Origin of the sequence: Almyronema sp. (assembly GCF_052168255.1) — a bacterium.
In the GTDB taxonomy this organism is placed as follows: domain Bacteria; phylum Cyanobacteriota; class Cyanobacteriia; order Phormidesmidales; family Phormidesmidaceae; genus Sphaerothrix; species Sphaerothrix epifaneia.
Genome location: NZ_JBQLZL010000079.1, coordinates 110,070 through 120,466, shown reverse-complemented (window position 1 = coordinate 120,466; position 10,397 = coordinate 110,070). Strand labels below are relative to the sequence as shown.

Below are 10,397 nucleotides of genomic sequence, written 5' to 3'. Positions count from 1 at the left end.
GTTCATAAGTCCTAAGGAGTTTTTGATGTCAATGTCTATCTCTATCGAAAACGATCTGCGCTCAGAACTGGGTGACTTTAGCAGTATCGTCTGCTTCAAAGCCGTTGTCACAGGTATTCAAGAAGCGTTGGGCGAAAAAGCTGCCCTCATTGCTTTGGTATCTGCAGGCCGCCAGCGGGGTAAGCAGCTAATCGAAGAATTAGGGCTAGCCAATGGCAACTTGCCCCTGCCAGAAGTGGCTCAACTCATGCAAAAAATCTTAGGCAAAGATGGCACCCGGCTTTGCCTAATTGACGCTATTGAAGAGTGTGAAAATGGCTTTCGCGTCGCCTGCCGGGAAACAATTTGTTCCTCTGGGGAAGCTCCCGGTTCACCAATTACGTTGTCTTATACGCTAGGCGCACTTCAAGGAGCTTTAGAAGCAGTCACAGGCAAGCGTTTGCGTGGTAAGCAAGTCGAATCTGTGCTGCGTGGTAGCTCTCAGGATGTAGTTGAATTTGCCATCCTTGGCTAATCAAATTTAGCTAAACAACATTGATTACTTTTGCGATCCCTTATAAGGCCAGGAGCCTGAAAAATTATGTCCATTAGCAGTTCAAAGCTTGAAGGAATTCTGCAAAACTTCGTCTCTAGCACCAACGATATTCAAGGGGCAGCGTTAGTAACCCCCGATGGTTTGCCCTTAGCAACCAGTATTCCAAGTGCTATGGACGACGAACGTGTAGCTGCCATGTCTGCCGCGATGCTTTCGCTGGGTGAGCGCATTAGCCAAGAGTTGTCTCGGGGCACAATCGATCGCATTTATATTGAAGGCGATCAGGGCTACGGCGTTTTAACGAGCTGCGGTGAAGATGCCGTATTTTTGGTACTGGCTAGCCGGACGGCAAAGCAAGGATTGCTTATGCTCGAAATCAAGCGTGCAGTTGAAGAACTCAGGTTGGTCTTGCTGTAGATCCGCTAGAGGTTGACTGCTGGTTGAAAGTGTCAACCTCTAGAAAATCAGTCTTCAACCGTCTTTAAACTTATTGAACAAGGCAATACAGATGGAAGTGATGCGACTTGTCGTCACAGGGCCCGTGGGGGCTGGCAAATCAACCTTTATCCGTAGCATTAGCGAAATTAAAACCGTTGATACGGATCGGCGGGCCACGGATGAAACATCACAGCTAAAGCGTAATACGACTGTGGCTCTTGATTTTGGACGACTCCAATTTAACCCGCAGATGGTGCTTCATCTCTACGGCACACCTGGGCAGTCGCGCTTTGATTTTATGTGGGACATGCTCATTCGCAAAGCCCACGCTTATATTTTGCTGGTGCCTTCGCACCGCCCTGCTGATTTTCGTCAGGCCAGACTCATTTTGAACTTTATGCAGCGACGCACCCGTGCCCCCATGATTATTGGACTAACCCATGAAGATTGTGAAGGTTCTTGGGGGGCTGAGAACATTGCCGTGGCCTTGGGTTTTTCGAATCCGCAATCCCTGCCCAAAATTTTGTGGATAAACGCCAATGATCGCCAGTCTGTTGCAAAAGCCGTCGTCGAGCTTTTGAGACAGTTTCGCAGCAATTCTCTCAGTGTGAGCAGGTAGCTGTGGCAGCGGCGGCTTTCCGAGTGAGCGGGGTGAATTTATGACGGCAACAGGCTATTTATCGGAATACTCTCTGCCTGAACTTTTGCATTTGTTAGAGTCAGGCAGTCGTACAGGTCAGCTTAGTTTGCGATCGCCAGTGGCGGCGACAACTCAATCGCGAGACTATTTTGTTTGGTTTCGGCAAGGTCGCATTGTTAGCGCCTTTAACGATTTACAAGAAAACTGTTTGATCAAACTGATCGACCAGCGCCAGCTTTTAGACTCAGAAAGTGCGCTGAAGCTGCTACAGCGATCGCCCAATGATCGGCCTTTTGGATTGTTTCTAAAAGAAAAAGGCGTTTTAATTGCTGAGCAGCTCCAGCTTTTATTTTCTATCCAGGTTATCCGTCAGATTCGGTCTTTGTTTGTTTTAGAAGACGCCTGGTTTCAATTTCACGACAGTCTCAAGTTGCCCTACCGCGAGATGACGGGCATTAGCATTGCGGCGACGGAGGTGATTTTGCCGGGGCTAAGGGCGCTGCGAAACTGGCAGGCGCTTCAAAGCCGTTTTCCAGATGCGGAGTCGGGTTTATCGCGCTGCGTTGTTCAACCAGCCGTACGGCTCAAGCCGATTGAGCAGCAAGTGTGGTTTTGTGCCGATGGCGAAACGTCTTTGCAAGCGATCGCCCAGCAGCTCAAATGCGCCTTACCTGAGGTGCAGCAGGTGGCTTTTTGCTTAATTCATGCGGGCTTGGTGGAAGAAGTTTCGCTGACGACCTTACCGCCGATTGAGGCGTCAATGGCGCTACCGTTGGAGCTAGAAGCGCCTGAAGCGACGGTTGCCACTGCCGGGGTGAGTCAGGCTTTTTTGGGTAGCCTAGAACAATATCTGCAGGGATTGAATTAGCCCTTAGGGCTAGCTCAGCGCCAGTTGCCCTAAAGTGGGGGTAATGCAGCTTTTTGGGTATTTCTCCATGCTTGACTCTCAACCCGTGGCGCTGGTTACAGGGGCTTCTAGTGGCATTGGGCAGGCGATCGCCCACAAGCTAGCTCAGCTCAACTATCGGGTTGCGGTTTGTGCCCGCCGCCAGCAAAAGCTACAGGCGCTAGCGGATGACTTAAATACCGCTGGCGCAGAGGTGCTGGCTCAGTTAACCGATTTGCGCAGTGAGTCGGCTATTCTTTCGCTGTTTGAAGCGATTCGGCAGCGATGGGGTGGCGTAGATGTTTTGATCAACAACGCTGGACTTGGTCACCGGGCTTCGTTGATCGAAGGCCGCACTGACGCTTGGCGCGAAATGCTAGAGGTCAATGTGCTGGCGCTGTGTATTTGCACTCGCGAGGCGATTCAAGATATGCGATCGCGGCAAACCCAAGGCCATATTGTTCACATCAGCTCAATGTCGGGTCATCGAGTGCCAGGGGGCAGCGGCGTCTATTCTGCAAGTAAGTTTGCAGTGCGATCGCTAACGGAAGGTTTGCGCCAAGAGCTACGCGCGGCAGAGCTGAATATTCGGGTTTCGTCGATTAGCCCCGGCTTTGTAGAAACTGAGTTTGCCGAAAAATACAACGACAGCGCTGAGAAAGCCCAAGAACTTTACAGCCGCTTTCCGGTGTTGCAGCCGTCGGATATGGCTAACGCCGTGGCCTATATTCTTAGCCAGCCGCCCCATGTGCAAGTACACGATATTTTGGTGCGCCCCACTCAGCAAATCAGCTAAACCACGTCAATAGACAGATGAATCTCGCCTGTAGCGATGGGACTATACCCAATGGCAGGTTGTTCGCTATCCTGCTGCTACGTGTTGCGTCGAGGCTGTAAAGCTGTGGTACCTCTTAAAGACGAGAATCCGATTACAATCACGCCCTATGTGACTTATGGGCTAATTGCGCTCAATATTTTAGTTTTTCTATACGAACTGACGCTGTCGCCAGCAGGGCTATCTAGCTTTTTTGACCAGTGGGCGATCGTTCCTCAAGAACTGAGCGTTAGCTTTGAGACGGGGCTGGCAGCACCTAATATCAGTGAATGGAAAACGCTGTTTACCAGCCAGTTTCTTCATGCCGGGTTTTTGCATGTAGGCGGCAACATGCTCTACCTGTGGATCTTTGGCAACAATTTAGAAGAACAGCTAGGACGAATCAAATTTTTGCTGTTTTATCTCTTTTGTGGAGCGCTAGCCGGACTAGCTCAGTGGTACTTTAGCGCTAGTTCCATCATTCCTTCTTTAGGGGCGAGTGGGGCGATCGCAGGGGTAATGGGCGCTTATATTTTCCGCTATCCCAAAGTACGCATTCTCACCTTCGTGCCGCTGGGCTTTTTCTTCACCACTTTTCGCATTCCGGCTATTGTCTACTTGGGCTTTTGGTTTGTGCAGCAGGCGCTTTATGGCTTTGCCAGCTTAGAAGCTCAAGCTAATGTCGGTATGGAAGGCGGTGGCGTCGCTTATTGGGCACACGCAGGTGGCTTTGTTTTTGGTGCGATTTTAGGCCCCATTTTTGGCTTATTTGACCAACCGCTGGCAGAAGATGAGTTTGAAACGATAGACAACGAATCTTCTTTAGATAGCTAGGTCTTTCTATAAACTAGTGGCACCAGTGGTTAGTTGACTTGCTCCAGGCGGGAGCATTTGGCAAATGGCTTACAAACTCGTGCAAGTGCTGTTTAGCTATGCGGCGGCAGGTAGCCCCGCAGCGTCACAAGCTGCGACCGAGCGGGCCCACCGCATTGCGGCTGAAGTCTCTGGCTTAATTTGGAAGATCTGGACTTACGATGCCACAACGGCTGAGGCAGGCGGCGTTTATCTATTTACAGATGAGGCCAGCGCCCAGGCTTATCTCGCAGGCCCCATTTTTGCCAGCCTCAAAGCGCTGCCAGAAGTGGAAAATATGCAGGTCAGGCTGCTGGATGTAGACAGCGATCGCAGCCAGATTACGCGGGCACCATTGGGCTAGCCAAACAGGGCTGTGGGCACTCTTTGCGCCGCCGTGAGATAGGGTTACACCGATTCTTCAAAGTAAAGGTACGGATGAGAATGCCGCAACCTCTGCGGAGCAAAGACTGTTCAATTCAAAATCGAAAATCCAAAATCGAGAATTGATATTACAGAGCGTCTAGACGATGTTGCCACACGCTATACAACACTCGCGAAAGTTCTCGCCGTTGCAAAACTTGCTTATCTTGAGGGGTTTGAGCAAAAGCCTGTTTATAGGCGTCGGGTGCTGCTTTTTTTAGCAAAAAGCCTAGCTGTTCACGAGTCATAGCCGCATCTGGATCAAAGCGGCCATAGCCAACCCCAGCGACTAAGCGATGTGCTGAAAGGGTTTCAATTGTTTCGTAAGCCCAATGCCCTCCAGGGCGCACATCCCAAAAAGACGGAATAGCGGGTAGGCGCTTTTCTAGCTGTAACAAGTTCACCAAAGCGGTGCAAACAACCGCCCGCGTAACGGTAGCATGGGGTCGAAAGTGCAGATCTGCCTGACTTTCACTGCGGATGATCCCCGCTGCGGCCATCACCTGAATGGCCTCAAAATCAGGATCATCTTGAGCAACATCGTCGAACCAAAAAATGGGGATGCCGTTGCGGGTGAGAAACCCTTGTAGCTTGCGAATGTGACGGGGGTGAGTCGCTAGTTCACGCAGGGTCAACCCCGTCCACACAGCGTACGTAGCTAAAAAACCGCTGGCTTCGCCAATGGCCCACTCAACCGGATGCATCCGATAGGCGGCATTGGTAATGTGGCTGGTGCCCAGACTTTTAGACGATAGCACCAGACCTTCTGTAGCGATGGGGACGAGAGCGCTCAAGGGTAGGGTGAACGGCAAAGCAATCACGTCTTTACCTTTGGGGCTGACGTGACCTGGTTCATCGTTGCCGTGCAGATCGAGGTAGTGATACTGGCCAATGCCGACTGTATCGTCAAAGCAGCGGGCGCGAGCCTGATGGGGGAAAAAGGTCATCGCTACATCTTCGTGGCGAATGGTGGTGAGGGCTATGCCGCGCCGTGCCTCTCGAATGTAAGGTTCTAAAGCCATTCCATCGGCTGTCCAGGTGAGGTCGCCGCGCAGCTTTAAGTTGGGTAGACCGTGGGTTTGTAAATAATAGAGGTAAGCAAAGGTGCGATCGCGGGCGCGTTTTAAGTGCAACTGCTTTTCTGCTGGGCTGACGCCTACCAGTCTGCCAGGGCGATAGTCGTTGCCACAGCAAAAGGGGCGATCGGGTTCTGTGGACGTGCCCCAATTGATCACGCTGATGTCCCCCGGCAGCACCTCTTTTTCGTGGTGGCTGCGACGGGCGAGGCGACGATACCGGAAAATGCCAAACGCACTTAAAAACTCCCACTTTTGCCAGCCTGTGCGCTTATCTTTTGTCCAGAAGCGTTCGGTAAATTCGTGTACCCCCAGCCAGCGATCGCGTCCATAACCAGGAGGCGCTTTGATTGGGCTACTTTGCTCAAGCGAGGTGTATTCAACCACGACATCCCAAGTGATAGATTGCTGGCACTGGGGTCTAGCTTCTTCTGGCAAAATAGCTTCGCCTGTTTCGTGGCGGGCTTCTTGGCCGACCCGTGATTCAATTTCACCCATTTCGAGCAAATCGCCCAAATCGGTGGCTTCAATCACAACCTTAGCGGTAACCGTAAAGCTGAGATTGCGTTTGCGATCGCCAAAAACAACGCCAGTGACCCGTCGGGGTTTTCCAGGGAGGGTTTCTGTCAACACTTCAAGCGGTTCAGCTTCGACTATCAGCTTGAGTTTTTGGTTGTCTAAATAAGGGGCGATCGCTTCGTTCATCGCTGTGGCGGCGACAACGGGCGTCACGCTCAAGGGACTCACCCAACTGCCACCGGGGTTGTCTACCTTGCGACCCTGGACAGGTTGCAGCGATCGCATGCGTTCACGAAAGGCTCGCTGAGCTTTAGAAATTGCAAACTGCTCCCCTGCTAGGTGCAAAGTCCCTGCCGTTTGCCGCAGCAAATCACCATCGTCTGAGGCGGGTAGGGCTTGACTGGTAAACTGCCCGCCGACAACGCGATGAGGCTGGACTAAACAGACATCCAAATTCTGCTTGAGCGCCGTCAGCGTTGCCGAATAGGCGGCTAAAGACCCCCCGACAACCAAGATCGAACACTGTAAGGTTTCGCCGTTAGCTAGCCGGGTAAAAGCCGACTCCGCAAACACACCGTTAGACTGAGGGGGCATAGAGAAAAACGCTTAGCAAATAAATCCAAGTTTGCCGATTCAGCGGCGGATTGACCAGTCTTTCCGGCAAAAATTCAAACTAGGATTTTGGCAAGAATTTCTCAGCGCCAGCAAAGGCAGACAGAGTTTCAATGGCGGCTTGATAGAGGTTGGGTACAGCGGCTGTTTGTGTTTGCGTGTCTACCACGCTCCACTGGTAGCTCACCTGAAAACGGGTGCCTGTTGGCGTACTTAAAACCTGCTTACGCAAAGCGGCCAGCAGTGGAGCCAATGGCGCTTGGTCGGCGGTGGCATTGGCTAACCCCACCACAAATTCACCATTTTCCCAATAACCTAAAACGGCATGGCTGGGTAGATAAGCCCTAAAGAGTTCTCCCCAACGTCTGAGTACCTGATTACCGTAGGGATGCCCATGTTGGAGATTGATATTGGGCAATTGCGTCAGCTTAAACAGGGCAAATGCCAGTGGTCTATCCCCAGCCTGCTGAATCAGTTGCTCTAACTGTTGCTGGGAATGGGGCTGATTGGCTAAACCCGTTTTGGCGTCTTGACTGGCTAAAGTTTGCAGCAGACGGTTGCGCTCTAGCCGATTGGTGAGCCGCGTCAGTAGTTCTGGCCCCAAAATAGGCTTGGTGACATAGTCGTCGGCTCCAGCAGCAAAGACCTGCTGCACGGTTTCACTCTCTTGATGCGCTGTGAGAAAGACGATGGGCAAGTCTTGCCAGTGGGGATCGATGCGGACAGCTCGACACAGCTCAATGCCGCTAAACCCAGGCATTTCTACATCTAAAACCACTAAGTCAGGCTGGGTTTCTTTGAGAACTTGCCAAAACCGGGTTGGTTCACTTAGCGTAACCACTCGCAGCCCCCAAGGTTCTAGCATAGGGCGCAGTGAAGCGAGCAAAATTGGATCGTCATCGACGGCTAGCACTGTGGCAGTTTGTGAGCGGCTTTGGCGCAGCGACTGGCTAGCCAGTTCCCAAATCTGGGAGGCGGTGACGGGTTTGGATAAAAGCCCCTGGCTGCCTACGGTGGCAATTTGGATGCGATCGCCTAAGGCCGCAGCTTGAGCTAAAACCAGGGTAGGAACAGCAGGCGATCGCGCGGCTAAGTCAGCCAGTAAGGGCAAGTCTGCCTGTAGCTGCTGGGAATTTTCTACATCCAGCACAACCAGTTCTGGCGATCGCGATCGCAAAAGTTGCCGAGCGGCTTCAGTGGTCGTTATTTGCTGCCAGAGGAGGTCAGCCGTTTGGCTGAGAGACTGTAGCGGCTCTAGTAGCTGATTGTTGTTGCTGATTAACCATAAAGACGGCTCTGGTTGGGCGGTGGCTGCGGTAGCTGATTGGTTCAGCTTTAGTAAGGCTTCTAGCTGTTGTACTCGCGGCAAAACCTCAGCCGGGTCAGGCTGAGCCAGGGCAGCAAACTGGTGTTCTAAGGCTCTTGCAAGCTGGGTGCCATCGGCGCGATCAAACATCCCTAAAACCCCTGCTAGCTTGTGGGCTGCGGTGCTAGCAGCAGTTTTCAAGTCGTCGGTAAGCTGATTTTGTTCTAGGGCGCTAGCGGCAGCGGCGATCGCAGCCATGCGAGTTTGCATCAGTCCCGCATATTGCTGCCATAGAGCCGCCATTGCCTGATTAAAATCAGTTTGTCCAGTTAGGGGAGGCTCTGTCGGACGGGCTGGCGCTGAGTTTTGACGGGTTGAAGCGATCGCAGTTTGCGGCGTGAGTTTATAACCCAACCCGTAGACATTTTCAATCCAGTCGGCGGCTCCTGCTTGCTTCAGTTTGCGCCGCAGTCCTTTAACGTGCGCTTTGACGCTATCTTCCAAAGGGGGATCGTCAAATGTCCACAGATGTTCAACAATTTGCCCCCGGCTAAAGACCCGTTGCGGATTGCGCATAAACAGCTCTAGCAGACTATATTCTTTGGGGGTGAGCTTAAGTGGGGTTTGCTGATAAGTGACCTGGCAACAAATAGGGTCAAGCCGCAGATCGTCTATCTCTAAAATAGTTGACGGCGTGACGCTGCCTCGACGCAGCAACGCTCTGACCCTGGCTTGCAGTTCGCCCAAATCAAAAGGCTTGATCAAATAGTCGTCAGCGCCTGCATCTAAGCCGCGAATGCGCTCTTCAGTTTCTTCTTGGGCGGTCATCAGCAAGATCGGCGTAGTGTAGCCTTCATTGCGCAAAGCTTGACACACCGAAATGCCATCGAGCCGAGGAAGGCCGACGTCCAGCAAAATCAGATCGTAGGTGCCTCCCAGGGCATACTCTAAACCGAACGGGCCGTCGTCGGCATGATCGACCGCATAACGGTGTTCGCTGAGCGTTTGCAACAGCACTTCACTTAAAATCTCGTCATCTTCGATCAGCAGTACCCGCATGGCAATTTCCAGTTCTGGCGGCTTTGCCCTTAGCTTACTGGTCGAATCGAGAAGATGCCGGGAAGTTGAGCCAGACTTTGAAGCTAACGGCGGCGTTACCGACCTTGGCGCATGACATCTAACTGCTCAAACTGACGGTTTTGCTGTTCAAGCTGAATAGAAAGGGCGTCGCAAACCAGTTCGCAAAGTTCAAAAATAAAGGGATTGGCAATTTGATAATAAACGCAGACCCCCTGCTGGCGGCGAGAGACAATGCCCGCTTGCGCCAGCATCTTAAGATGCTTAGACACATTGGCTTGCCCTAAGCCGGTGACTTCAATGATCTCTGTCACATTTTTGGATCCGGCTTTTAACGCACACAAAATTTGCAAGCGACTGGCTTCAGATAAAACTTTGAAAAATTCCGCCATCAGCCCCAAAGCAGCCGGAGAAAGCTTGGAAACTTTGCAGTCGTCTAACAACGTTGAAGAGAGATGCGATTTTTTCGGAGTTGTTTGGCCAACCATTAGCAGCTAAGAGACTACGCGTGTAGCAATGCTTCCATTATATTACTGAACAGTAGTTGATGACTACTGCCTGCCCAGTGGTTAGCCGCTGAGGGTGAGTTGGCCTGTTTAATCTAGACTACGAATGGGAGCGGCGGTTAATTTCACCGCTAAAAGGCTGCACGCCACTGGCCGGATAGTCGTCCTGCGCGGGACTAAAAATTTCAATAAACGCTTCTGCTAAAGCTTTGAAGAAGCCGGGTTTTTCTTGCAAATCACTGAGCGCTTCATCAACATGCTGAGTTGAAAACTCAAAACCTTCTTGGTTGCCCAGTTCGACTAGCTCTTCGGGGCTGGTGACGTTTTGCAATTTGCCTTTAACCTGCTCATTTTTAGCAGCCCGTTGGAAAAAGTTAAAAACACTTTCTTTAGACATACAAATTCTGTAGTCAGAGCTACAGTGTTGACGCTTTTAATTTCACGATATCGTGACCCTCTCAGGTTTGCTAACGAAATTACACAACTGTTGCCAAAAGCTTTGTTTTTGTTTCGACTGCTTAATATTGAACGGGCAGGCATATTGGGGCGATCGCGGTTTGCACTGCCAATATTCTTTTTCGTTATCCTCTTTTCAGGCTATATAACTAAATGGCGATAAAATAAAATGAGAGGGCACACTGGTAAGGAATAACCAACAAGTTTGGCTCGGTGCTGGCTCTAAAGTTAATGGAGATTGAAGGGTAGGAAGGGGT

At 51.3% G+C, this 10,397-nt stretch carries 11 protein-coding genes; 7 read left to right on the top strand and 4 right to left on the bottom strand.

All coding sequences use genetic code 11. From position 1 onward, the window contains the following. Positions 1 to 31: 31 nt before the first annotated feature. The 7 genes from ACTS3T_RS18330 to ACTS3T_RS18300 all read left to right on the top strand — a co-directional run bounded on the left by ACTS3T_RS18330 (position 32) and on the right by ACTS3T_RS18300 (position 4,529). Positions 32 to 514 carry a hypothetical protein gene (locus tag ACTS3T_RS18330; protein WP_377963401.1) on the top strand — a complete coding sequence of 161 codons (483 nt, stop codon included), beginning with the start codon at positions 32 to 34 and terminating at the stop codon, positions 512 to 514. A gap of 66 nt (positions 515 to 580) precedes the next feature. Next, positions 581 to 952, top strand: coding sequence for a roadblock/LC7 domain-containing protein (locus tag ACTS3T_RS18325; protein WP_377963403.1), 372 nt, complete (start codon positions 581 to 583; stop codon positions 950 to 952). Between the two features lie 91 nt (positions 953 to 1,043). After that, complete coding sequence (locus tag ACTS3T_RS18320) at positions 1,044 to 1,592, top strand: GTP-binding protein (protein ID WP_377963405.1); 549 nt, start codon at positions 1,044 to 1,046, stop codon at positions 1,590 to 1,592. Positions 1,593 to 1,632: 40 nt separating this feature from the next. Next, positions 1,633 to 2,481 carry a DUF4388 domain-containing protein gene (locus tag ACTS3T_RS18315; protein WP_377963407.1) on the top strand — a complete coding sequence of 283 codons (849 nt, stop codon included), beginning with the start codon at positions 1,633 to 1,635 and terminating at the stop codon, positions 2,479 to 2,481. A gap of 67 nt (positions 2,482 to 2,548) precedes the next feature. Further along, a complete protein-coding gene (locus tag ACTS3T_RS18310; protein ID WP_377963409.1) occupies positions 2,549 to 3,295 on the top strand; it encodes an SDR family NAD(P)-dependent oxidoreductase in 747 nt (248 codons plus the stop codon). Between the two features lie 105 nt (positions 3,296 to 3,400). Beyond that, positions 3,401 to 4,147, top strand: coding sequence for a rhomboid family intramembrane serine protease (locus ACTS3T_RS18305; protein ID WP_377963411.1), 747 nt, complete (start codon positions 3,401 to 3,403; stop codon positions 4,145 to 4,147). Positions 4,148 to 4,211: 64 nt separating this feature from the next. Beyond that, a complete protein-coding gene (locus tag ACTS3T_RS18300) occupies positions 4,212 to 4,529 on the top strand; it encodes a YdhR family protein (RefSeq protein ID WP_377963413.1) in 318 nt (105 codons plus the stop codon). A 148-nt stretch (positions 4,530 to 4,677) separates the two neighbouring features. Here ACTS3T_RS18300 and ACTS3T_RS18295 read toward each other — a convergent pair whose 3' ends face one another. From ACTS3T_RS18295 to ACTS3T_RS18280, 4 genes are all read right to left on the bottom strand, one after another. Continuing rightward, a complete protein-coding gene (locus ACTS3T_RS18295; RefSeq protein WP_377963415.1) occupies positions 4,678 to 6,777 on the bottom strand; it encodes an FAD-dependent oxidoreductase in 2,100 nt (699 codons plus the stop codon). 79 nt (positions 6,778 to 6,856) lie between these two features. Beyond that, positions 6,857 to 9,160, bottom strand: a complete 2,304-nt coding sequence (locus tag ACTS3T_RS18290) for a response regulator (RefSeq protein ID WP_377963417.1) — start codon at positions 9,158 to 9,160, stop codon at positions 6,857 to 6,859. A 95-nt stretch (positions 9,161 to 9,255) separates the two neighbouring features. Beyond that, the gene (locus tag ACTS3T_RS18285) at positions 9,256 to 9,666 is read right to left on the bottom strand and encodes an ArsR/SmtB family transcription factor (RefSeq protein WP_377963419.1); all 411 of its coding nucleotides are present in this window, start codon (positions 9,664 to 9,666) and stop codon (positions 9,256 to 9,258) included. A 118-nt stretch (positions 9,667 to 9,784) separates the two neighbouring features. Continuing rightward, entirely contained in the window at positions 9,785 to 10,081 is a 297-nt protein-coding gene (locus ACTS3T_RS18280) for a Nif11-like leader peptide family natural product precursor (RefSeq protein ID WP_377963421.1), read from the bottom strand. Positions 10,082 to 10,397 lie beyond the last annotated feature (316 nt).